This is a genomic window from Candidatus Pelagibacter sp. PS_28, assembly GCF_059417885.1.
Map to the genome: position 1 here is coordinate 279,193 of NZ_CM182070.1, position 24,642 is coordinate 303,834.

The following is a 24,642-nucleotide window of genomic DNA, read 5'->3' on the forward strand; positions in this document are numbered from 1 at the left end:
TTAATTTACAACTGTTAATTAGTCTTCACAATACTATTTTTTATTTTTTAGTCCTGGTATCCAATCTGTTCCAGCCAGCGGAACTCTTGCCATTGCTGCAGCTTCTACTGTTAAAGCTGCTAAATCTTCAGGTTCTAAATTTCTTACATCTGATTTTCCATTTGCTCTTGCTAATGTTTGCAACTCTAGGGTTAATGTGGATAAATAATTTTTTAATCTTTTACCCCCCTCTATAGGATTGAGTCTTTTTTCTAGTATAGGATCTTGTGTAGCAACACCTACAGGACATTTTCCTGTATGACAGTGATGACAGTAACCTGGCTCTGTTCCAAGTTTTTCGTAATCTTTTCTATAAAGATCTGCATTACAATTTAAAGCCATCATAGCAGCAGATCCTATTGATACAGCATCTGCTCCCATTGCAATTGCTTTTGCAACATCAGCACCAGTTCTAATTCCACCAGAAACAATTAATTGAACTTTTCTATGCATGTTCAATTCTTTTAAAGCATCTACAGATTCTCTTAAGGCACCAAGAGTTGGTATACCCACATGTTCTATAAAAACATCTTGTGTTGCAGCTGTTCCACCTTGCATTCCATCTAACACAACAACATCAGCGCCAGCTTTTACTGCTAAAGTCGTATCATAGTATGGTCTTGCTGCTCCAACTTTTATATAAATTGGTTTTTCCCAATTTGTAATTTCTCTCAATTCTTGAATTTTTATTTCTAAATCGTCAGGTCCTGTCCAATCTGGATGTCGACAAGCACTTCTTTGATCTATGCCCTCAGGTAAAGTTCTCATACCAGCAACTCTTTTATTAATTTTTTGTCCAAGAAGCATTCCACCCCCTCCAGGTTTTGCACCTTGTCCCACAACTATTTCTATAGCATCTGCTTTTCTTAAATCATCCGGATTCATACCGTATCGAGAAGGTAATAATTGATATACTAGATATTTAGAAGATCCTCTTTCTTCTTTTGTCATGCCTCCATCTCCAGTGGTTGTCGAAGTTCCCATAGCAGAAGCACCTCTGCCTAAAGCTTCCTTTGCATTGGCACCTAAAGCTCCAAAACTCATTCCAGCAATAGTAATTGGTATATCTAATTTAATAGGATTTTTTGCAAAACGGTCTCCAAGTATTACAGAGGTATTACATTTCTCTCTATAACCTTCTAATGGATATCTAGACATGGAAGCTCCTAAAAATACCAAGTCATCAAAGTCTGGAACTTTTCTTTTAGCACCCAATCCTCTAATTTGGTAAATTCCTTCCTTAGCAGCTCTTTGAATTTCTTTAATTGTTGAAGATGGAAACGTTTTAAATTCTTTTAAATCTTTTTTCATAACTAATATGAGCTCACATTATCAATTTTAAAATTATATAAATTTCTTGCAGATCCATATCTTTTAAATTTTTTTGCATCTTCAGATATATTCAAATCTTTAAAAATTTTATTTAATTCTTTTATATTTTTATCATCCATTTGTTTTTCTATACAATCAGAACCTAAACTTTTAACCTTACCTTTAACAAATATTTTTGCCTCATAAATTGAGTCTCCTAAATCAGCATCAGCGTCTCCCAAAATAATTAAATTACCTTTTTGTGCCATAAATGCTGACATATGACCAACAGACCCCTTTACTATAATGTTAATCCCCTTCATTGATATGCCACATCTTGAGCTAGCGTCTCCTTCAATAATTAAAGAACCGCCATGACCAGTTGCTCCAGCAGATTGAGAAGCATTGCCTTTGATAATTACTTTACCAGACATCATGTTTTCAGCTACACCCGTTCCAACATTTCCGTGTACGGTAATAGAAGCATTTTTATTCATCCCAGCACAATAATAGCCAGTGTGTCCTTTTATTGAAACTTCAATATCATCTTTTAAACCTGCACAAATAGCGTGTTGACCTTGGGGATTTAAAATTTGGAAACTTCTGTTATTTTTTTCTCTACCAACGTTTTGTAGTAGTTGATTAATTTCTCTTAGTTTTTTTTTATTTAGATCTAAATTCATAATTTACCAGTGATAAACAATACCAGGTTTTGGTTCAAAAATTTTAGCTGTGTTTACATTTGGCAAGTGCGCCATACATTGAAATTCTGAAGCAACCGCTACATAATCTTTTGTTTCTGCAACAACTGCTGGCTTGCAAGCTATTTCATCTCTCAACAATGCAAAACCATCTTTAGTACCAGCTATAAAGGTGTAGAAACCATCTAAATCTTTTAGGCTATTTTTTAGGGTTTCTTCTAGATTTTCTCCTTTTGAAATTTGATTAGAGATGTAACCAGCCGCAACCTCAGTATCATTTTCTGAATTAAATTTCTGACCTTCTTTTTTTAAAGACCTTCGTATGTTGTTATGATTTGAAAGAGATCCATTATGAACCAAGCACTCATCCTCTGATGTAGAGTAGGGGTGAGAACCTTGAGTTGTAATTGCACTTTCTGTTGCCATCCTAGTGTGTCCTATAGCATGAGTTCCTGAAAAAGAAGATAATTTAAATTTTCTAACCACGTCTTTAGGATTTCCTGTTTGTTTGAAGATATTAATACTTTTACCATAACCCACCAAAGAAACTTCTTTTAATTTAGAATCTAGGATTTCTAATACCTTTTCGGGTTTTTCCTCTGTTTCAAGAATTACATGATCCGAAAAAGTTTTAAGTGTTATTTTTTTTAAAAATTTAGATATTTTTTTTTTAAATTCTTTATCTGTTAATTGATTTAAACAAATAGAGTATTTAAATTTGTTTTTATTTTGTTTTGTGTATATTGCAAATCCAGCACTATCAGGGCCTCTAGTCGCCATACCATCAAGCATTCCAGATAAAAATTTACCAAGATCTTTTTCGTATTTTTTTGTTTTAAGATAAATTCCTACTATTCCACACATAGATTTTTAAGTTTATTTAATTAAGGATATTAAGAATTCTTTATAGTAGAAAATATTTCCTACTACAATGATGATAATAGCTGCTATTACTCCGTACTTTGCTTTTGGAAAAACAACACCTCTCATCTTACTTGGTCTTTGATTTTCTTGATTATTCTCATTCATATTGAATTTTTATAAAAAAAAGGGCGCCACAATTAAGTAGCGCCCAAAGTTTATTTAATATTACCAGTCGGTAATATTGCTTTTATGATCATTTGCACCATGTCTTTTCTTAGCTAATCTTGAAAGTTTTTCACTCTCAGATTTAGCTGTGATGACATGCCATCCAATCCAAAAAACTACACCAAGAATAACTAGCAAAGTTTCAGTGGATCCAGCTCCCGGATAAATGGCTCCGACAACCTCTTCTGCACTTAAATGATCTATCCAGTTTGTAACTGTAGCCATATTTTTCTCCTTTACCTAGTTGAAGAGGCGACCGCTTTTTCAGCTTCTCTATCGTCCTCCATTATTTCATAGTCTAGTCCTGCTATTTCAACTTCACGCGGTATTCTTAATTTACCAAAAGCGCTTAGTATTCTAGCAATAACGTAGCCTGGTAACATTCCAAGAACTCCGAACATTATAATTGCTCCAAGGAATTGTCCCAGTGGATTGATTGATGCATAAGTTGATCCGTCCCACATAGCTCCAACACTGTATCCAGATGAAGGATAGCCATTTAAAACAAACCCACAAATTACAAGACCAACAAATCCTGCGTAACCATGTACCGCTACTGCACCAACTGCATCATCAATTTTGAACTTACGTTCAACCCAGTAATGCATTTTATATGCTATAACAACACCGATCGCACCAATAAGCATTGCTTGTATCGGGTGATACAAATCATTACCTGCAGATGCACAGATGATCCCAGCTAGTCCACTTGAGTAAGTCCAGAATGGATCACCTTTAGCGACCACATATCCAGCCAATAATCCACCTGATAATGACATCAGGAAGTTATAGGTTATTCCACTCAGTGTGGTTGGGGTTACATATATGTTTGTTGCTGTCCAGTACGTTACACCTTCCATTCCATACTCAGGTCCAAGATCAAATATCGGTATGTTACATGCCGCATAAAATCCCCAGAAACCAGTATAGATTAAAAATAATCCAACTGTAACTAGCCATGGGTTTCTTGGTCCTATATTTCTTGGTTCACCACTTGATGAGAACTTTCCAATTCTAGGTCCTAAAACGATTAGAACACCTAAAGCAAATCCACCCGCAATTGCGTGAATTACTCCTGATGCGTAAGCGTCATGATATCCTAAAATTTTAAGCATCCATCCATCAAAGTGCCATCCCCATGCAGCATCAATTACCCAGAAACACGAACCAATTGCAATTGCTAAAATACCAAATGCAAAAGTTGTAATTCTTTCAATGATTGCTCCAGAAACAATTGAAGCAGCTGTCCATGAAAATAGTAAGAATGCAGCCCAGAATACTCCACTTATACGGTCACCTAAGTTGACAGCCATAAATTCAGTATTTGCCACATACCATTTCGCACTAAAAGTACTTTCATCAGTAATTAATGCTGAACTCTCATTCATTATTGAAGGCGCTATTCCCGGTCCTGTTGGGAATGCCCAGTAAATCCACCAACCAAAGAAAAACCAGGTTACCGTTACTAGTGGTATTACCATGGTATTTTTCATTAAAGTATGTTGGTGATGCTTGTATCGTGAGGCTCCAACTTCATACATACAAAACCCGACGTGAATCAGGAACATTAATACTACTGTTACCCAGTAGTAAAATTCTGTAAATATAACTGTAAGAGCGCCTAATTGATCATCCATAATCTCTCTCCTATTAGTTTTAAGAAAGACTATAAAATTTATAGAGACGTGACAAACTATACATTGCTTAAATAAGCAAGTAATAACTACAAGTTTTGAAAAATAATCAACCTTTGATTGAGGTACTAAAACTTAAGGTAAGCTTTTTTCAAATCAACAAGAGGGTGTTTTTTAGACATTTGAAACTTAACTAAAAGCTCTCTTGCGATCATATCTCTGTCTTGTTGGTTGTTTGGCAATTTGATTGATTTTGGAATTGTAACCCAGCCATTTGCATTTCTACAAAATACAGCAGGTCTATCTTCTTCATAACCCATGTGTATATCTTCTAGCCAATTAAGATCATCCCATCCCATTGCTTCAATATACTTTTTTAAGAATGGAGTGATTTTTTTATAATCAGGGAGTAAGTTAACATCATATCTATAACCAATATGTTGCCCAATCATTTTTTCTCTAGCAGTTTCTTTAGACTTTCCACCTAGATTTTCTTTTTTTACTTTTATTTTCGTTTTTTTCTTAACCATATTTACCTCTTATATTTTGTGATAGTTATCAACACCAACAGTGAAGTTGGTTCCTGTTAAAGGAACTTTTGCTAGTGCAGAAGCTTCCATTGTTAGTGCAGCTAAATCCTCTGGTTCTAATGAGTGAATATTAGTTTTACCACAAGCTCTTGCTAAAAGTTGAGCCTCTAATGTCATTGCATGCAAGTAATTATAAACTCTTAAAGCAGCATCATCAGGATTTAATCTAGCTCTTAATTTAGGATCTTGGGTTGCAACACCAACTGGACAACGACCAGTGTGGCAGTGATAACAGTCACCAGCCTTAACACCCATTTCTTTTTCAAAGTTTGCTTCTGGAATATCTTTATTGCAGTTTAAGGCTATTAAAGCACCAGTTCCAATTGCTATTGCATCAGCACCTAAGGCTAAAGCCTTCGCCATATCAGCACCATCTCTAATACCACCTGCATAAATTAAAGTTACCTGTCCAGTTTTACCCACATCATCAATAGCTCTTCTTGCTTCTCTGATTGCAGCAATTCCTGGGATACCAGTATTTGCAGCAGCTATATGTGGACCAGCTCCAGTTGAACCTTCCATACCATCTAAAAAGATTGAGTCAGGATTACATTTTGCAGCCATACGAACATCATCATAAACTTTTGATGCACCTAGTTTTAACTGAATTGGTACTTTGTTTTTTGTAAGTTGTCTTAATTCTTCAACTTTTAAAGCTAAATCATCTGGACCTAGCCAGTCGGGGTGTCTTGCTGGAGATCTTTGATCAATACCAGATGGTAAAGATCTCATTTCTGCAACTTGATCAGTAACTTTTTGACCCATTAAATGTCCACCCATTCCAACTTTTTGTCCTTGACCAATAAACACTTCTATTGCATCAGCAAGTTGAGCGTGGTGAGGGTTAAACCCGTATCTTGATTGAATACATTGATAGTACCATTTTTCAGAATATCTTCTTTCATCTGGAATCATTCCACCCTCTCCTGAACAAGTAGCACTTCCAGCCATTGTTGCTCCTCTTGCTAAAGCAGTTTTAGCTTCATAAGAAAGCGCACCAAAACTCATACCTGTAATATATACTGGTATATCTAGTTCAATCGGGTTCTCACAATTAGGACCGATAATAGTTTTTGTTTCACATTTTTCTCTATAACCTTCAATTACAAATCTAGTAAGAGTTCCTGGTAGGAATACTAAATCATCAAATGTTGGAATTTTTTTCATTAATGCCATTCCACGCATTCTGTATCTTCCAAGTTGAGCTTTGATGTGAATATCGTCTATAACTTCAGGAGTAAAAATAGCATTGTGACCTAATAGACTTTTATTTCTTTTACCATCTTCATGTGCATGAACATCAGCTTTTCCACCAACACTACCTTTAGCTTTTTTTAATTTTTTTTCATTTTTTTTTGTTTTCTTTTTAGCCATTAGATAGCTCCTTTCTTTTCATGAGGTTCTAGATTGTCATAGTTCCAAAGTTTTTTACCAGCTACAATTTTAGTCATTTTACTAACATCAAATTTTTCACCAATTTCTGCAACTTTTAATTTTCGTTTTAACCAATCTTGATCACTAGCAGTTAGATCAGCAGGCACAGCATCACTTCCAAATGATCCTATTTTTCCACCAATAAAGATTGTGCCATCATACATAGAGTCACCTAAGTTTATTCCAACATCACCAAGAATAATTATTCTTCCTCTTTGCATCATAAAACCAGTGAACGCTCCAGCATCACCACCAACAATGATAGTTCCACCCTTCATGTCAATTCCAGTTCTTGCACCAACACTTCCTTTGCAAATTAAATCACCACCTCTTATAGCGGCACCAAAGCAAGACCCTGCATTTTTCTCTATAACAACTTTTCCTGCCATTAAGTTTTCTGCACAAGACCAACCAACTCTACCATTAATTCTAACAGTAGGTCCATCACATGAACCCATACCAAAATAACCTAAACTTCCCTCAAAAATTAAATTTAATTTATTTAAAATACCAACCCCTAAACTATGTTTACCTTGAGGGTTTTTAATAACAATTGTGCCAAATCCTTGGCTCATTAAGTTATCAATTTCTTTATTAGCTTCTGGAGCTGTCATATCTTTAACATCTAGCTCTGTTCTTTTATTAAAATCTACATCGTAAGTTCCAAAATAATAAAGGTTTTCACCTTCATCAGGATTAAAAAACTTTTGTTGAGTTCTTCCTGTTAAAACTTCTGAGTGCATACCCATTGACTGGGCTTTAGTTTTTTTCTCTGTATTCTTTAAATTTGCCATACTTTTACCTCTCCATCAAATGGATCATATGTATCTATCTCTTGTGGTAGAACTGATCTGATTGCTATTTCTTCTGAGCCCATTGCCACTAAATCATCTGACTCATAAAGAACCAAAGGTTTTGCAGCCATAGTATCTTTTGCCATTCCTAAAGAATTTTTAGTTGCAACAAAATATGTAAACACTCCATCAAGACCTGTTAATGAAGCTTTCATGCCCTCTTCAAGGCTTGCTCCTTCTTTCATTTTTTGAGCAATATAAACCGCTATTAATTCTGAATCGCACTCAGACATAAATCTCATGCCTTTATTTTCAAGCATTCTTCTATTGTTCCAATAGTTAGTTAACTGACCGTTATGAACTACTGATACATCACTGAAAGGATAACCCCAAAAAGGGTGGGCTGATTTAATATCTACACCAGATTCTGTAGCCATTCTTGCATGGCCAATTGCATGAGTTCCAACTACTTTACCTAAATCATACCTATCAAGAACCATTTGAGCATTTCCTAAATCTTTAATTACCTCTAAGGATTTTCCCATAGATAAAATTTCAACACCTGGAATACTTTCAATCTTTTGTGAAAATTCTAGTAGATCTTTTACATCATAATCAAGCTCATATCTCAAAGAGTAGGGTAAAATTCTTTCCTCTTTTACTATTTTAGCACCTAGTTCAGATAAATATTGATCAACAATTTTCTTTCTTTTGTCATAAACAGAAACATCTTCCATTATGGATGAACTTCCTTCACCAACATTTTCTCCAACTTTAAAACGCATGATAAAATTTTTACCATCAGTATCTCCATACAAAGCATAACCTGTAGAATCTTCTCCTCTATGTTTTAAAGCTTGAAGCATTCCTTGTAGCTCACTTCCTACATTGGATGATTTTCCTCTATGTATTAATCCTGCTATTCCACACATATATTTCCCCTATTTTATTAAAGATTACGGTAGACAATCTAGATAAGTATCTAAGTCCCACTGAGTTGTTGCCCCTAAAAATCTTTCCCATTCATCATTTTTATACCAATGGAAAACTTTATACATTTCATCTGGCATAGCTGCTTTGATCACTTCATCTTCTGCCAGACGATCTAAAGCTTCACCTAGACTTAAAGGTAATTTTTTAACTTCTTTACCAGCTGCCTGAGCATCGTACATACTTCTAGATTCTGGTTTTCCTGGATCAATATTATTTGTTATCCCATCATCAAAACATTTCAATAATCCTGAACCCATCAAGTAAGGATTATGCATTGAGTCAACTGAACGATATTCAAATCTTCCTGGTGCAGAAACTCTTAATCCACATGTTCTGTTTTGAAATCCCCAATCAGCATAAACAGGAGCCCAAAAACCTGTATCCCATAATCTTCTATAAGAGTTTACAGTTGATGATCCAATTGCAGTTAATGCACCTAAATGTTTCATTACTCCACCAATTGCTTTTAATCCAACCTTACCTGGTAACTGAATATCTTTAGTATCAGGCATAAAGTAATTAGTTCCACCTTCAACATAAGTGAAAACTTCATCCATCGCTGGTATTGATTTGTGGGATAATTTATTAACTTTATCTTTTCCACCTTTCCACAAAGACATATTAGTATGACAACCACTTGCTGACACTCCCATAAAAGGTTTTGTCATAAAGCAAGCTATCAAATTAAACTCTCTTGCAACTTGAGCACAAATTTGTCTATAAGTTGAAAGTCTATCTGCATTTCTTAATACGTCATCATACATCCAGTTTAATTCTAATTGTCCTGGTGCATCCTCATGATCACCTTGAATCATGTCAAAGCCCATTGCTCTAGCGTATTCAAAAACTTTCATAAATACTGGTCTTAACGACTCGAATTGATCAATATGATAGCAGTAGGGTTTAGAAAAACCTTTACCTGTTGGTGAACCATCTTCATTTTTAGTTAACCACATCATTTCAGGCTCTGTTCCAACTCTTAATTGGTAGCCGTGTTTCTTTTTAAATTCTTGAGCGTGTATTCTTAAATTTCCACGGCAGTCTGAAGTTAAGTGTGCACCTGGGTTTTCTCTTTCTTCTCTATTTCTAAAGCAAGTAACAAACACTCTTGCAACTTTTTTATCCCAAGGGAGTTGGCAAAAAGTTTCAGGATCAGGAATACCAACTAGCTCTTTTGCTTCTGGACCATAACCAATATAATCTCCATGACGATCAACAAATAAGTTAGCTGTAGCACCGTAAACTAATTGAAAACCTTTTTCGCAAGTTCTTTCCCAGTGATCAGTAGGAATACCTTTACCTACAACTCTTCCAGTTACTGAAATAAATTGAAAAAAAATATATTCAACACCTAGCTCATTAATCTTAGCTCTAACTTGCTTTACTAATTTGTCTCTACCAGGTTGTCTTACGTGTCTATCTAAATCTGTCATTATCTCTCCCTCTAATGAATTTTTATTTAACGAACCGTAACTGAAAAATTTATTAGTGTCTAGGCTTGAAGTTTAACTCCAAGGGAACGGACTGTTAGAAGTTGGGTGAAGTTCACCTTTCTCGTAACGGTTGAATCTAAACGGTTTTAATAAATCACTTTCAGTTCCAAGAATTTCTTTTGCAACAAGTTCACCAACACCAATCATTTTGTAACCGTGGTTAGCATCAGCAATCATGTAAACATTTTCTAAAAATTTATCAAAAATTGGAAATGAGTCAGGGGTCATGCAACCAAGTCCACCTGAAGGGCCTTTTCTATAAAGATCAGATTTTCCTTCAAATCTTTTTTGACAATGAGCTAAAGCTGAGCACCACATATCATTAAACTCTTCTGTAGTTTGAAATTCAGGAGACTCAATTCCATAGGGGTCAACATTAACTTTATCAAAATGTTTATCAACTATGTAGGGTGACGTTCCACCTTGTACTCCCAAACCTTCGATATCAGGTTTATAATAAATTCCCCAAATTTTATCAGTAATTAATTTTTTTGTTTTATCAGAATATAAAGGAGCCGTAGAATCGACATGAATTACAGGTGGTTGACCACCATTATCCATTTTTAAAAAATCCTCATCAACACCAATTACACCTTCCTGTAGCATCCAGTATTTCCACATTTCAGTTTCATGAAATTTACCATCTTTATCTTTAATTTTTGCAGTTTTTGGTAGCTCTAGCATATTCCAAAAATCTCTCACCCAAGGACCAGCACCAACAACAACTTGATCGCACTCAATAATACCTTTGTCTGTTTCAACACCTGTAACAGCTTTACTGTTACTACCTCTTTTAAAACCTGTAACAGTTACCCCTTTAACAACCTTGACCCCATTTGATGTTGATTTTTCTTCAAGCGCTTTTATAGAATCTTTATTAAATGCATAACCACCTTTTTTTTCATGAAGAACTGAAGTTATCCCTTGAGCTTGCCAGTCACCAAACATATTTTTCATATACTTCATGCAGTCTGCTTCACCTTCTATAAATTCTGAATCATATCCTATTGCTTTTTGTTGTTTAGCTATTGAAGCAACATCTTCGTGCATAACTTCCGGTGAAATTTGCAAATAACCGACAGAGTTATATTTAAATGCTTTGGGATCACTTTCCCAAACCGATACTGAGTGAGCCATTAATTCTCTCATAGCGGGCTGAAAATAATTATTTCTAACAACACCACAAGCAATTCCACTTGCACCTGCTGCGATATCTTTTTTTTCTAGAACAACTATGTCATTTTCGTTTTTATAAGTTTCAGAAAGTTTCCATGCTGTACTTAAGCCATGAATCCCACCACCTATAATTACGACTTTTGCTTTTTTTGGTAAAGTTGACATAGCAAAACAATATTTTTTTGGATAAAAAAAAATACAATTTTTTATAGATCTATAAATTATATATATAAATTATATATTATAGATTTTTTTAAAAAGTGACTAATAACTTAACTTTTGCAGTGTATTTAAATATTCTTTAAACTCATTAATAAAAGTCTCACTAGGCACTATGTTTTTTATTCGCTGGTCAGTTGAAGTCTTTTCAAGACGAAAGAATCCTTTTTCACAAGCTTCATTAATAATCAATGCAGATTTTGGTCTAGAAGTTTTGAATAGTTTTGTCTTTAGCCCTTCAACAGATAACTTTTCATTATGTTTGTAAGCTGACATTACAAGTAGCATCATATGATAATGAGAAGGGGATTTTCTAAAAAAATAGTTGCTTGAAGTATGGGATTGCTTCATTTGGTCTTCCCAAAAACTTAAAAGATCTTTACTGTTATTAGGCATTTATTACGCTCTAACTCTTGATTTTGTTGGATCGTAGAAAGGAAAAGGTACAACTTTCGCTCCAATTCTTTTTTGATGACCATCAAGTTTACCAATTTCAACTTCAGTTCCAATCTCAGAATATTTTACATCTATTCTACAAAGCGCAATATTTTTTCCAAGTTTAGGGGATAGCATTCCACTTGTTATTACACCTACTTGACCACGACCTACATGAACACAATCTCCATGTAATGCCGGTTCATGACCTACTAATTCCAGACCAACTAATTTTTTTTGTGGATTTGCTTTTCTTTTAATTAATTCTTCTTTACCTATAAAATCATCTTCCTTAGTTTTAAGTGGAACTGTAAAACCAATTCCAGCTTCAAATGGATCTGTTTGATCGTCAAACTCATAACCATAAAAAATAAGGCCAGCTTCTATACGAACCATGTCTAAAGCTTCTAAACCTAATGGGGTAATATCAAACTCTTTACCAGCTTCCCAAACTTTATCCCAAACTTCTGCAGCATCTTTTGGATGACACCATATTTCATAACCAAGTTCACCCGTGTAACCTGTTCTTGAAATAACAATTGGCGTACCTGTTTCATGATCTATTCTTGCAATATTAAATCTGAACCATTCAAGTTCAGTGATTGATGGTTGGATTGGCGCCGTCCATACAAACTTTTCTAAAATTTTTCTACTATTTGGACCTTGAACGGCAATGTTATGAATATGATCTGTTGCAGATTTTATCCAAACTTTGTAATTTTTCTTCTTAGCTTGTTCTTTTAACCATTCACCACTGTATTCATCTCCACCGATCCATCTAAAATTATCTTGTCCTAATTTAAATAAAGTACCGTCATCTAGCATACAGCCATTTTCATAACACATAGCTGTATAAACAACTTGTCCGATAGATAGTTTTTTAACATTTCTAGTAAGTGTGTATTGCATTAAATTTTCTGCATCAGGTCCAAGAATTTCAAACTTTCTAAGAGGTGATAAGTCTGTTGCAATCGCACTTTCTCTACAAGCCGTATACTCTTTTATTGTTCCTGAATTTGTAAAATTATTAGCAAGCCAAAAACCTTTATACTCAACAAAATTTCTTGTTAGCTCAGAAGTTTTTTTATGAAACCCTGTCTCTTGTGTTAATTTAGGCTCTGAGTCTGTTTTCATTCTAAATGCTATTGCTTTTGAATATTTTTTTTCCTTTGAATAAGTCCTAACAAAAATATCAGTTGGATTCCAGCCATTTGCAGCATCTACATCACATGGGCAAGCAGAGGATATACAAGTTAAATCTTTTAAAGCCCTAAACAAAACATAATCCCCTGGTCTTGACCAAGGCTCATCAAAAGATGCAACATTATTAGCGTCAATAGCAGTATTGAAAAAAAGATTTATTGCAGACCAGCTTTTTCGAGAATTGATGTCATATTTATCCAGCCTATTATTAAAATTATCTGTACAATTTATGTGCCCCATATATCCCATGTCTTCATAGTATTTTGATGTGCAAGCAAGATTGAAAGTATCATGTCTTCCAACGGTATCTCTCACAACTTCAATCATAGCTTCATGATCGCCGTCATAAAACTTTGAAAATAATCCTGGCCCAGGGTAGGCACCACCCATAAAGGTTCGTGTTGTTTTATCATCAATAATGCTTTCAATACCGTCATTTAATTTTTGTGTATCAAAAGCTAAAAAATCAGAACACTGTCTTCCACCTGGATCAATTATTTGAATATATTCACCAGCTTTAACACTGTAGGTTTCAGCAGTTCTTCTTTTTACAAGTTGTTCTATAATTGGATCACTAAGTGGATCTGGTAAGATAAATTGTTCATCAGTTTCAATAAATTTAGCTTTATTTAAATAAATCGTTAAATCTGTTGGAGGATTTTGTTCATGAACATTCATTGCATCACCAGGTGCAGCAATCATTACAATGCATTTATCTTTTGAGGTTAGTGTTATTTTTTCACCCATCAAGCAATCATCGTTAAAAATGATAGATGCTTTAGCATTACTTAAATTTAAGTTTTTTTTCTTTAAAATTTTTGAAATTTTTTCATCGTTTGAGATAGTTTTTTTTGAAAAATCTGCGTTAGAATTTTCTTTTAAATTTAAAATAGATAAATCAGATTTACCTTTTGAATTAAAAACAATTATTTCACAAATTTGTTTTCCTTCTTCATTTATTATTTCTATTTTATCTTCTGGTAAAACTTCTATAATTGATAAACCTCCACCTCTTACAAAATATCTTTCAACTCCAGGTGGTAACGTTCTTAAACCAGGACTTCGTATATCTTTACTAGTATGTAGCATTGCCAGTGTAAATTTTGATAAATTACCTTAAGCATAATATATTCATAAGGGATTGACTATAAATTTAATAAATGAGAACATACTTTTATAACTTAATATTAAGGGAGAGAGAATAATGAAAAAAATAGTATCATTAATGTCTGCCCTAGTAATTTCAGTAGTAAGTTTCGCTGGAATTTCTAACGCAGCAGACAGTAAAAAGCCCATCGTAATTCCAACTCATAACTGGTCAAGCCAAATTGTAATGGCTCACGTTATTGGTGGAATTTTCGAAAGTATGGGAAATAACGTAAAATACGTAAATACTGATTCACAAGCTGTGTATGAGTCAATTCGTCTAGGTGATGTAAGTTTATCTCATGAAGTTTGGGAATCTGCTTTTGGTAAATCATTTACTACAGCGCTTGATAAAGGTGGTTTAGTTGATTGGGGAGATCATGAAGCTCGAACGCTTGAAGATATGGGATATCCAAACTGGGTTGCTGAAAAAGGATTATGTCCAGGTCTACCAGATTGGACTGCTTTAAAAAATCCAGCTTGTGCTAAAAACTTTACAACACCTGACTCAGGTGGAAAAGGAAGAATGTTAGAAGGACCTCAAACTTGGCATGGAGATTTGATACCTCAAAGGGTTGATGCTTTAGGCTTAGGAGATCTTTGGACAGTTAAATTTGCTGGAAGTGCAGATGCACTTTGGGCAGAATTAGTAGCTGCTGAAAAAGAAGGAAGAGGAACTATAATATTCAACTGGACACCAAACTTTACAGATGGTGCTGGTTTTACATTTATAGACTTCCCTCCATATACTGCTGGTTGTAGACCAGAAGATGGTGGTGACGGTAAATGTGGTTCGCCTGATGGTTACTTGAAAAAAGCTGTAAATGCAGACTTTCCAAAAACTCATCCAGCTGCGGCTGCAACGTTTAAAAAGATGTCATTCTCTACAAGTCACATTGGTGCAATGGCTGCTTTAGTTGACGTTGACAAAATGACTCACGAAGATGCAGCTAAAAAGTGGCTTGCAGATAATAAGTCAGTTTGGACTCCTTTTACTAAATAAGGATATAAACAAATAATTTAAGATCTCCCCCAATATTTATTGGGGGGGATTTTTTTATAGGTAATTTTTCAAGAAACATTCATATTATTAATGAAAAAAATTATACAAGTTATGAAATATTTTTTTTACATTTCCATAAGTTTATTTGTTTTTAATTTTTCTTTAGCACAAGATGTGAATATAGAGGAAAATATTAGTCTTAGCTTTGTATGTGAATTAGAAAAAAAAATAGTTAAGAATGCAGAATATAATTATCAAACTTTTTTAGCTAAGGATTTAGAGGATAAAGATTTAGATAAATTTGAAATCAATGCAAAACAACCAAAAACACTTTTAATAAATGGATTATCTTCATTTCTTTCAAAAAAAGAAAAACTAACAGTTAGAATAGTAAACAAAGACGTAGTTTTATTTAAAGCTATTGATGAAGAAAAAAACTACTCTGAATCAGGAATTATAAATAGAAAATCTGGTGAATTAATTCATGAAATTACAAGAGACATGAAAAGTGAAAACTCTGAAAAAGATATTTCTTTTTATTCATGTAAAAAAAATGAGAAAAAAGTCTGATTTTTTTTTATCTAATTTTGTGTAAAATATAATAATGAAAAAATATCTTATTTGTATTATTTTAAGTTTTTTAACCACATCTATAGCCCTAGCCCGAAGTACCGGATGTAAAGAGGGAAACTGTGAAAACGGCTTTGGAAAATGGGTGTACACAGATAAAACCACCTATGAAGGAGAGTGGGTTCAGACGCAAAAAGAGGGTAATGGAACTGAAACTTGGCCAAATGGCTATATTTATAAAGGTGAATTTAAAAATAGCGAATGGAGTGGTCAAGGTATTTTAACTTTTCCTGATGGCTCAACTTATGATGGGGAATGGACTAATGGCTTCATGAATGGTGAAGGAAAATTTACCTGGTCCGATGGAAAGGAAAAAATAGGAATTTGGAAAAATGGGAAGTTACAAGAATAATTAAAATAATAATGGAAAAAAAATATTTAGATAAATTAAGAAACTTACCTCATGCACTTAATCAATTTGTTGGTCTTATTTCAGTTACCGTTGTTGTAATTTTATTTTTTGTAACTCTAAATATCTTTTTTGGTCAAGGAGATGAATTAGTTAAAAAGATGAAAATAGAAGAAGAAAGAATTGCAAAAGAAAGAAAACTAAGTGAACTGACATCAAGTCTTCCATCAGGTATTTTAGTAACTTTTGATGGAACGAATCATTTTAAATTAACAGATGAATTGTATGAGGCAGTTTGTAATGCAACAAAACTTATTCCACAACGTGCAATTATGGGTGCAAATTTTTTAAATTTTAAGGCACATGAAATTTATACTAAGAATGGAAATCTAATTGATGAAACATTTGTTAAATGGGACAAAGACAAAAACAAATGTATTACAGGTTATACGGTAAGTGGAAATAACATTGGGATAGATGAAACAATTACTGTTACTGGTGAAGCTTTAAGTTTTTTAAGTACTGGTATTGATACAAGAGTTTATTTTATTAAAAATTTTTAAGGAGGAAAAACAATAAATAAAAATAATATACAGTGTATTTTATTTCTATTTCGTATAACTTATTAATACATTATGAGCGATCCTGTAATTAAATGTGAATCAGTTTACAAAATTTTTGGCTCTAACGCCAAGAAGATGCTTCATGAAGCAAATGGAAATGTGGATGCAAAAACATTTCAAGATAATGGGTGTATAGTTGGTGTAAATAATGCCTCTTTTGAAGTTGTAAAAGGTGAAATGTTAGTTGTGATGGGGCTATCTGGTTCAGGAAAATCAACATTACTAAGATGTATTTCTAGATTAACAGATGCAACAAGCGGAAAAATTTATATAGACGGTCAAGATTTACTTACACTAAATAATAAAGAATTAATTGAACTTAGAAGAAATAAGATGGGAATGGTTTTTCAAAGTTTTGCTTTACTGCCTCATAAAACAGTTGTTGAAAATATTGCTTTTCCACTTCAAATCAAAGGGATTAAAACTCAAGATAGCATCAATAAAGCAATGGAAATGGTTAAACTTGTAGGTCTTGATGGAAGAGAAAACTACTTTCCAAGAGAACTTTCTGGTGGACAACAACAAAGAGTAGGTATTGCTCGATCATTAGCGGTTGAGCCCGATATTTGGTTTTTAGATGAACCATTTTCTGCATTAGATCCATTAATTAGAAAAGAAATGCAGGATGAATTTTTAAGACTTCAAGAAAAGTTACAAAAAACAATTATGTTTATTACTCATGATTTTGATGAGGCATTAAGACTTGCTGACCGTATTGCAATTATGAAGGATGGAGTTATTGAGCAATTGGATACACCCGCCAACATTGTCTTAAATCCAGCAACTGAATATGTAAGAAAATTTACCGAAGAAGTACCTAGGGGAAAGGTTCTAAAAATAGCAGATCTAATGGAAAAACCAGAAACTGAAAATTTAAGTGATTTCAAAGTTTCGAAAAATGAAATAATTGAAAATGTGGCTGAAAAAATTTTAACTCAAGAAAAATCTGTAGCTGTTACAGATGAAAATAATAAAATTGTTGGAAGCGTTCACCCCTCAAAAATAATTCATACTGTTTTTTCAAGGGAGAAAAAATAAAGGCAAAATATGGAATTATTAAAAAAATATCCAAAATTTTTTCAATGGTTATTTTTGTTAATTGTATTTTTTAGCTTATGTTTTGCAATAGAAGTTCCTGAAACTTATAATTTTATAAGAGGCCAAGCCGAATTCATTAAAGACCCTAATCAAAGTACTTACACATTATTTGGTGCTGAGGTGAGATATTATGCGTTTGATGTTTTTTGGAGACTACCACCTTTACTTGGATGGTTGCCTATTTGGATAAACGATTCTTTATTTTTTTTAATGAATGAATGGATGCCAATGGAGTTTTGGAATGAAGACATTCAAGAGTTCAGAACTCAACCTCTACTTTTACAAATTACAAGAAATTTAACTTCATTTATGACGTTTCTTATAGAGTTAATAAGAGAAATTTTATTAGGAGGTGTTGAAACAATTGTTTCATTTAGTAGTTGGGATTGGATAGATGCAAATCCATGGGCAGAACTGCCAGGATTACCTTGGACAATCGTTACAGCAGGTGCGGTAATACTTGGATATAAATTAAGCGGTAAAGGCTTAGCTTTATTTGCAGGTTTAGTCATGATTTATATTTCTGTTTTTGGTCAATGGAAACCTTCGATGCAAACTCTTTCTTTTATATTAGTAGCAGCACCACTTTCTTTTCTTTTTGGTTTAACTTTTGGAGTTATGGCATTTAAAAGCAAACGTGTAGAAAAATTCTTATATCCAATACTTTTGGTTATGCAAACTATGCCTCAATACGCAGTATTAGTTCCTGCAATTGTTCTTTTTGGCATTGGTGATCATGCTGCAGTTATTATAACTATGGTTGTAGCGGTTCCACCAATGATATTATTAACCTTGTTAGGTCTAAGAGGAATACCCTCTGAGGTTATTGAGGCTGGTAGAATGAGTGGGTGTAATAATTGGCAACTGATGACTAAAGTATTAATTCCTACTGCTAGAAGAGATATTTTAATTGGAGTTAACCAGGTCATAATGGTGTGTTTTTCTATGGCAGTTATTTCAGCTTTTATAGGAGCAAAAGGTTTAGGGTTTAATTTATTATTAGCATTAAACCAGCTAAATATTGGATTAGCATTAGAGGCTGGTTTATGTATTAGTTTGATTGCAATACTTTTGGATAAGATGTCCTTAGCTTGGGCAAATAAGCAAATAGATTATTTTGGTAACTTGACTTATTTTCAGCGTAATAAAAATATATTATTTTTTGCAGCTGCTGTAATTCTAGGAATTATTTTTTCATATCTGGGGTCATTTTATTTTAAAGATGGGTCTAATTATTTATTTGAAGTTCCTCACAATAAAGGAATATCAACAGCAGATTTTTGGAATAAAGGTGTGGATTGGATTTGGGATACTTTCTTTCATACTTTAAAGATTTTTAATACTTGGTTGATAGTAGATGTGTTGCAACCCATGAGAGCTTTATATTTAAGAATGCCAGCAGTTGCTACTTTAGTTTTAGTCATTGGAGCGGGTTATATAATTGGAGGAATTCGTTCAGCTCTTGTAGTGGGCGGATTAACTTTATTTATTGCATTGAGTCCTTGGTGGGATAGAGCTTTAGTTACATTGTACATGGCAACTTTTGGAGTTTTTATATCCACTATAATTGGATTTACAGTTGGAATTATATCATTTCAAAACAAGCATACTGCAAATTTTATGCTGGGCGTTTGTGATATCTTTCAAACCTTCCCTTCGTTTGTATACTTGATTCCTGTGATGATGCTTTTTGGAGTTACAGATACTTCAGTATTAATTGCTGTAATAGTTTATGCAACTATACCTGCAACAAGGTATACTATTGAAGGTTTAAGAAGTGTTCCAGAAGCTTTACATGACGCTGCCACAATGTCAGGTGTAAATAAAGTACAAAGGTTATTAAAAATTGAATTCCCTTTAGCTTTTCCTCACATGATGCTTGGTTTAAATCAAACAATTGTATTTGCTTTGTTCATGGTAATTATTGGGGCTTTTATTGGAACAGAAGATTTAGGACAGTACATTCTAAAAGCTCTATCTGATAAAAAGGGTGCAGGTATAGGATTGACATTGGGACTTTGTGTTGCTTTTATTGGCCTAATATTTGACCATTTAATCAGAACGTGGGTTGGGAAAAGAAAAAAACACCTTGGTATAGGATAGCTAATATTCTCTTAAACTAGATAATAAATCTTTTATTTATTTAAAAATGTTTTTAAAGAGTCGTCCATAGCTTCTTCCCATGGTGTATGGTGAATTGGTCCAACAGAGCCTGTCACTGGTGAAGCAAATGATTTATTTCTATAAGTCATTATATTTTCCACTTTATGATGTTCCCATTCTTTAAAAGTTTTTCTAATTAATTCAAAATTAATTTTAGGATAATCAGATAAATCATGAAGTTCTTTGGTGTACTCAGTTTGAAAATCTATCATTTGTTCAGGATTTTCCAATTTTTCTTCCATTGATACCCATTTATTAATATCTTTTTCAATTTCAGAGTCATTTGGAACTTTAATTTTTCCCATTATAACATCCCTTGCAAACCAAGCCTGACAATCAAACATATTAAAAGTATGAAATTGATCTTGCATACCTAAATACATTAATTTGTGATTATTTTGCCAAACTACACCTTTGTATAGCATCGGAGGATACAATCTATTGCCAGTTTTTAATTTAAGATCTTCAGATATAAAAGGGAAATGATGAAGATATCCAGTACATAAAATTACAGCATCTGCTTCTTGCACGTGGCCATCTTTAAATATTGCCTTATTCCCCTCAAGTCTATCTAGATGAAAAACTTCTTTCATACCTTTGGGCCATTTAAATCCCATTGGATTGTGTCTATAACCAATAGTAACACTTTTTGCCCCATACTTATGACACTGAAGAGCAACATCTTCAGCAGAATAACTACTTCCTAAAACAACAACATTCTTGCCTCGAAATTCTTCTGCATCTCTAAAATCATGAGAATGCATTATTCTTCCAGGAAATGATTTCATTCCAGGATATTCTGGGATGAATGGAACCGAAAAATGACCAGTAGATACAATTACGTAATCAAAAATATCTTTCGAAATTTTGTCATTTTTTTTATCTCGATAAGTAACCTCAAAGTTACTGTTTACATAAGAAACATTAGTAACAGAGGTGTTAAATTTTATTTTAGATTTTATATTTCCCTTTTTAACTCTACCTAAAATATAATCATATAAAACTGCTCTAGGTGGAAAAGAAGGAATTGGTTTTCCAAAGTGTTCATCAAATGAGTAGTCAGCAAATTCTAAACATTCTTTAGGGCCGTTTGACCAAAGATATCGATACATACTATTAGGTACAGGGTCACCGTATTGATCAGATCCAGTTCTCCAACTGTAATTCCATAATCCTCCCCAATCTTCTTGCTTATCAAAACAAACTATTTCAGGTATTTTTTCACCATTTTTTTCTGCTTGTTCAAAGGATCTTAAAGCGGACAAACCACAAGGGCCAGCACCAATAATAGCTACTTTTGTCATAATATCATCTCTCTCTATAAATTTATAACTGTACTTTACCAACAAAATGCTAAAAATTAATATAAAAAAATACTAAATTATGAAAAAAATTATTATTATTGGTGCTGGAGCAATGGGATCAGCTTTTGCTGTACCATGTCTTGAAAACCAAAATGAGGTAACACTCGTTGGTACGCATTTAGAAGATGATTTAATAAATAATATTAAATCTAATAACAATCTTCATCCAGCTTTAAATATTGAATTACCATCAAAATTGAAGGTAGAAAAATTTGAAAAATTACAATCAATACTTGAAGAGGGAGTAGACATCATGGTTGCTGGAGTTAGCTCGGTAGGAATTGAATGGTTTGTTAAGCAAATTACAAAGAGCTACAAAAAAAATCTTCCCATTATTTTATTAACCAAAGGCCTGGCTATTGAGGGTAATGAATTAATAACACTTTCAGATAAAATTAAAAAACTTCTCAAAGATGAAGGTCATACACAAGTAAATATTTCAGCGATTAAAGGACCCTGTTTGGCAGCAGGTCTTGCATATAAAATGAGGACAGGCACAGTTATTGCAAACCCAGATATCAAAGAAACTGAAAAATTAAAAAAAATTATATCAACAGATTACTATTCAACAGAAGTATCAGATGACTTAACTGGCATTGAATTATCAGGTGCAATTAAAAATATTTATTCTATGTTAATTGGAGCCTCAGAAGGGTTAAGTAATTCAAAAGCACCTAAAGAAATTCAATCTAAATATTATTTAAATACATCAGCCTCATTAATTCATAGATCAATATCTGAAATGGTTGAGTTTGTTTCTTTCTATGGAGGAAGACCTGAAACTGTTTATGGCCTAGCTGGTTTAGGTGATTTGTATGTTAGTGCAATAGGAGGAAGAAATAGCTTGATGGGAAAATATTTAGGTGAAGGATACCTTTATAAAGAAGCTAAAGAAAAATTTATGAAAAATATTACAGTTGAAGGTGCACAACTTGCATTGGAAATTGGTCCTAAAATTTTACAAGATCTTAATTCTAAACATTTTCCATTAATGTTTAGTATGTTAAATACTATATGCGATAATAAGAAATTAGAAATTCAATGGTAAAAAATATATTAATATTTGTTTTTATAATACTTGGAATGGTGGTTATTTTAAATTTTAGCGACCATAATCTTAAAAGAGCAGTAGATGCCTGTTTAGCTGGAAGCCAAAAACTATCTAAATCTAAAATTACTGATCTTGCGGAAGCTAAAAAATTTTGTGAAGAAGAAATTAAAAAAAATAAAAATTAGAAATTTATGCCAAAAATATTTTCAATTTATGTAAATATAATAGACAACATTTGTGTCAAAGTTGGCAGATTTGTAATGTACGGTGTTTTTTTTATGATGTTTCTTTTAATATTATCTTTCGTTACGAGAAACATTATTAACTATCCTTTAATGTGGATTATAGAGATGGCTCAATTTACTCTTACAGCGTATTATTTACTTGGGGGTGGCTACTCGATGATTACTGATGATCATGTTAGAATGGATTTATTCTATGGGAAACTATCTGCAAAAGGTAAAGCTAAAATGGATGTTTTTACAAGTATTTTCTTGATTTTTTTCTTGGTAGTTCTTCTTTATGGCTCTATTTCAAGTTTACAATATACATTGGAATACAAACAAAAACTTTTTACTGCTTGGGCGCCTTATCTTTGGCCCATAAAATCTTTGATGTTACTGGGTATACTCTTGATGTTATTACAAGCTTTTTCAATGTTAATTAAAGATATCGCAAAAATTAAAGGTATTAAAATATAATGCTCGCTCAATATCTAAGTTATGAATTTATTGCATTGTTCATGTTCATAACGATGTTGGCAATGATGTTTACTGGTCAAAGAGTGTTTGGTGCAATTGGATTTGTGGCTGTTATTTCAGCATTATTAGTTTGGGGAAATGGAGCTATTGAAATGCCATATACGGCTACATGGAAACTTTTTAAGTGGTATCCAATGCTTACGCTTCCACTTTTTATTTACATGGGTTTTATGATTTCAGAGTCAGGTATTGCTAGCGATTTATATAAAATGTTCCATGTATTTTTTGGTGGAATAAAAGGAGGCTTAGCAATTGGTACAATGTTCATGATGGTTGGAATTTCAGCTATGAATGGATTAAGTGTTGCTGGTATGGCGATTGGAGCAACCATTGCTCTCCCTGAAATGTTAAAACGTAATTATGATAAAAGAATGATTACTGGTGTCGTTCAAGCAGGAAGTTCGTTAGGAATTTTAATACCTCCAAGTGTTGTGATGGTTCTTTATGGTATGATCGCACGTCAACCAGTAAGTAAACTTTGGCTTGCAGGACTTTTACCAGGTCTTTTAATGGCTACCTTATTTATAATTTATATTTATGTAAGATGTCGTCTTCAACCTGAATTAGGTCCTGTATTAAGTGAAAAAGAAAGAAATATTCCACTTAAAGAAAAACTAAAACTTTTAACAGCTGGAATAATTCCATTTGTAATATTTATGTCCATGACTGGATTATTCTTAATGGGTATAGCAAGTTTAGTTGAGTGTTCTGCTGTAGGTGCTTTACTTGCAACTTTAGCATCCATTTACAAAAAAAGATTTACTCGAAAAGTTCTTGATACAACACTTAGAAAAACTCTTGGTGTTTCTTGCATGTTTATGTGGATAATATTAGCTGCACTATGTTTTGGAGCGGTATTTGATGGACTTGGTGCTGCGCGTGCAATTGAAACTTTATTTATAGAAAGATGGCACTTAACTCCTTGGGGAGTTTTAATTATGATGCAACTTTCCTATATATTTATGGGAATGTTTTTAGATGATACGGCGATGTTAGTTATAGTGGCGCCACTTTATGTACCTCTAATTATCTCATTGGGATTCGATCCAATCTGGTACGGCGTTCTTTACACAATTACATGTCAGATTGCATATATGACCCCTCCGTTTGGTTATAATTTATTTCTTATGAGAGCAATGGCACCAAAAGAAATAACTTTATCTGATATTTATAAATCTATTACACCGTTTCTCTTAGTGATGCTCTTAGCATTGATTTTGGTTATGGTTTTTCCTCAAATTGCAACTTATCTTCCAAATAAGTACTTATAAAAAATAATAATACAACTTTAGGTTTTAAAGTTGAAAAAATTATCATTTAGTTGAATAAAATATTTCATTTTT

General features: G+C 33.2%; 25 protein-coding genes. 10 read left to right on the forward strand and 15 right to left on the reverse strand.

Annotated elements, in window-relative coordinates; translation table 11 throughout:
* Window positions 1–33: 33 nt before the first annotated feature.
* The 14 genes from AC5SMR_RS01450 to AC5SMR_RS01515 form a co-directional block, all read right to left on the reverse strand.
* Window positions 34–1,350 (reverse strand): FMN-binding glutamate synthase family protein, encoded by a 1,317-nt coding sequence (locus AC5SMR_RS01450; protein WP_006997972.1) that lies wholly within the window; start codon window positions 1,348–1,350, stop codon window positions 34–36.
* Window positions 1,351–1,352: 2 nt separating this feature from the next.
* Window positions 1,353–2,033, reverse strand: a complete 681-nt coding sequence (locus AC5SMR_RS01455; RefSeq protein WP_011282299.1) for a GltB/FmdC/FwdC-like GXGXG domain-containing protein — start codon at window positions 2,031–2,033, stop codon at window positions 1,353–1,355.
* Between the two features lie 3 nt (window positions 2,034–2,036).
* Complete coding sequence (locus tag AC5SMR_RS01460) at window positions 2,037–2,915, reverse strand: class II glutamine amidotransferase (RefSeq protein ID WP_271499110.1); 879 nt, start codon at window positions 2,913–2,915, stop codon at window positions 2,037–2,039.
* A 12-nt stretch (window positions 2,916–2,927) separates the two neighbouring features.
* A complete protein-coding gene (locus AC5SMR_RS01465) occupies window positions 2,928–3,080 on the reverse strand; it encodes a hypothetical protein (RefSeq protein ID WP_271499107.1) in 153 nt (50 codons plus the stop codon).
* A gap of 60 nt (window positions 3,081–3,140) precedes the next feature.
* The gene (locus tag AC5SMR_RS01470) at window positions 3,141–3,365 is read right to left on the reverse strand and encodes a hypothetical protein (RefSeq protein WP_006997976.1); all 225 of its coding nucleotides are present in this window, start codon (window positions 3,363–3,365) and stop codon (window positions 3,141–3,143) included.
* A gap of 11 nt (window positions 3,366–3,376) precedes the next feature.
* Window positions 3,377–4,777: an ammonium transporter gene (locus AC5SMR_RS01475; protein WP_415271430.1), complete on the reverse strand. Its 1,401-nt coding sequence runs from the start codon at window positions 4,775–4,777 to the stop codon at window positions 3,377–3,379.
* Between the two features lie 125 nt (window positions 4,778–4,902).
* Window positions 4,903–5,304 carry a hypothetical protein gene (locus AC5SMR_RS01480; RefSeq protein WP_006997978.1) on the reverse strand — a complete coding sequence of 134 codons (402 nt, stop codon included), beginning with the start codon at window positions 5,302–5,304 and terminating at the stop codon, window positions 4,903–4,905.
* Window positions 5,305–5,313: 9 nt separating this feature from the next.
* Window positions 5,314–6,738 (reverse strand): FMN-binding glutamate synthase family protein, encoded by a 1,425-nt coding sequence (locus AC5SMR_RS01485; RefSeq protein WP_006997979.1) that lies wholly within the window; start codon window positions 6,736–6,738, stop codon window positions 5,314–5,316.
* Window positions 6,738–7,592 (reverse strand): GltB/FmdC/FwdC-like GXGXG domain-containing protein, encoded by an 855-nt coding sequence (locus tag AC5SMR_RS01490; RefSeq protein ID WP_011282296.1) that lies wholly within the window; start codon window positions 7,590–7,592, stop codon window positions 6,738–6,740. Before AC5SMR_RS01490 ends, AC5SMR_RS01485 begins: the two co-directional genes overlap by 1 nt.
* Complete coding sequence (locus AC5SMR_RS01495) at window positions 7,580–8,524, reverse strand: class II glutamine amidotransferase domain-containing protein (protein WP_494577112.1); 945 nt, start codon at window positions 8,522–8,524, stop codon at window positions 7,580–7,582. The genes AC5SMR_RS01490 and AC5SMR_RS01495 overlap by 13 nt, the downstream gene beginning before the upstream one ends.
* A 24-nt stretch (window positions 8,525–8,548) precedes the next feature.
* On the reverse strand, window positions 8,549–10,018 hold the full coding sequence (locus AC5SMR_RS01500) for a glutamine synthetase family protein (protein WP_027307086.1): 1,470 nt from the start codon (window positions 10,016–10,018) through the stop codon (window positions 8,549–8,551).
* 72 nt (window positions 10,019–10,090) lie between these two features.
* Window positions 10,091–11,419: an NAD(P)/FAD-dependent oxidoreductase gene (locus AC5SMR_RS01505; protein WP_011282293.1), complete on the reverse strand. Its 1,329-nt coding sequence runs from the start codon at window positions 11,417–11,419 to the stop codon at window positions 10,091–10,093.
* Window positions 11,420–11,518: 99 nt separating this feature from the next.
* A complete protein-coding gene (locus tag AC5SMR_RS01510; RefSeq protein ID WP_011282292.1) occupies window positions 11,519–11,869 on the reverse strand; it encodes a hypothetical protein in 351 nt (116 codons plus the stop codon).
* A 3-nt stretch (window positions 11,870–11,872) separates the two neighbouring features.
* Window positions 11,873–14,200, reverse strand: a complete 2,328-nt coding sequence (locus AC5SMR_RS01515) for a trimethylamine N-oxide demethylase (RefSeq protein WP_011282291.1) — start codon at window positions 14,198–14,200, stop codon at window positions 11,873–11,875.
* Between the two features lie 115 nt (window positions 14,201–14,315).
* On the opposite strand from AC5SMR_RS01515, the gene tmoX reads away from it, so the two are divergent.
* From tmoX to tmoV, 6 genes are all read left to right on the forward strand, one after another.
* Window positions 14,316–15,260: a trimethylamine N-oxide ABC transporter substrate-binding protein TmoX gene (gene tmoX / locus AC5SMR_RS01520; protein ID WP_006997986.1), complete on the forward strand. Its 945-nt coding sequence runs from the start codon at window positions 14,316–14,318 to the stop codon at window positions 15,258–15,260.
* A gap of 90 nt (window positions 15,261–15,350) precedes the next feature.
* Window positions 15,351–15,830, forward strand: coding sequence for a hypothetical protein (locus tag AC5SMR_RS01525; protein WP_006997987.1), 480 nt, complete (start codon window positions 15,351–15,353; stop codon window positions 15,828–15,830).
* A 34-nt stretch (window positions 15,831–15,864) separates the two neighbouring features.
* Window positions 15,865–16,242 carry an MORN repeat-containing protein gene (locus AC5SMR_RS01530; RefSeq protein ID WP_006997988.1) on the forward strand — a complete coding sequence of 126 codons (378 nt, stop codon included), beginning with the start codon at window positions 15,865–15,867 and terminating at the stop codon, window positions 16,240–16,242.
* An 11-nt stretch (window positions 16,243–16,253) separates the two neighbouring features.
* A complete protein-coding gene (locus AC5SMR_RS01535; protein WP_011282290.1) occupies window positions 16,254–16,802 on the forward strand; it encodes a hypothetical protein in 549 nt (182 codons plus the stop codon).
* Between the two features lie 72 nt (window positions 16,803–16,874).
* Window positions 16,875–17,900 (forward strand): trimethylamine N-oxide ABC transporter ATP-binding protein TmoW, encoded by a 1,026-nt coding sequence (gene tmoW, locus AC5SMR_RS01540; RefSeq protein WP_006997990.1) that lies wholly within the window; start codon window positions 16,875–16,877, stop codon window positions 17,898–17,900.
* A gap of 9 nt (window positions 17,901–17,909) precedes the next feature.
* On the forward strand, window positions 17,910–20,063 hold the full coding sequence (tmoV, locus tag AC5SMR_RS01545; protein ID WP_011282289.1) for a trimethylamine N-oxide ABC transporter permease protein TmoV: 2,154 nt from the start codon (window positions 17,910–17,912) through the stop codon (window positions 20,061–20,063).
* A 32-nt stretch (window positions 20,064–20,095) separates the two neighbouring features.
* Here the strand turns inward: tmoV and AC5SMR_RS01550 are convergent, their stop codons facing one another.
* Window positions 20,096–21,427, reverse strand: coding sequence for a trimethylamine monooxygenase (locus AC5SMR_RS01550; RefSeq protein WP_011282288.1), 1,332 nt, complete (start codon window positions 21,425–21,427; stop codon window positions 20,096–20,098).
* Between the two features lie 79 nt (window positions 21,428–21,506).
* Between AC5SMR_RS01550 and AC5SMR_RS01555 the strand changes: the two genes are divergently transcribed.
* The 4 genes from AC5SMR_RS01555 to AC5SMR_RS01570 are packed head-to-tail and all read left to right on the forward strand — an operon-like array spanning window position 21,507 to window position 24,570.
* Window positions 21,507–22,535, forward strand: coding sequence for a glycerol-3-phosphate dehydrogenase (locus AC5SMR_RS01555; protein ID WP_006997993.1), 1,029 nt, complete (start codon window positions 21,507–21,509; stop codon window positions 22,533–22,535).
* A complete protein-coding gene (locus tag AC5SMR_RS01560) occupies window positions 22,529–22,723 on the forward strand; it encodes a hypothetical protein (protein WP_011282287.1) in 195 nt (64 codons plus the stop codon). The genes AC5SMR_RS01555 and AC5SMR_RS01560 overlap by 7 nt, the downstream gene beginning before the upstream one ends.
* Window positions 22,724–22,729: 6 nt before the next feature.
* A complete protein-coding gene (locus AC5SMR_RS01565; RefSeq protein WP_011282286.1) occupies window positions 22,730–23,239 on the forward strand; it encodes a TRAP transporter small permease subunit in 510 nt (169 codons plus the stop codon).
* A complete protein-coding gene (locus AC5SMR_RS01570) occupies window positions 23,239–24,570 on the forward strand; it encodes a TRAP transporter large permease (protein ID WP_011282285.1) in 1,332 nt (443 codons plus the stop codon). The genes AC5SMR_RS01565 and AC5SMR_RS01570 overlap by 1 nt, the downstream gene beginning before the upstream one ends.
* The last annotated feature ends 72 nt before the right edge of the window (window positions 24,571–24,642 follow it).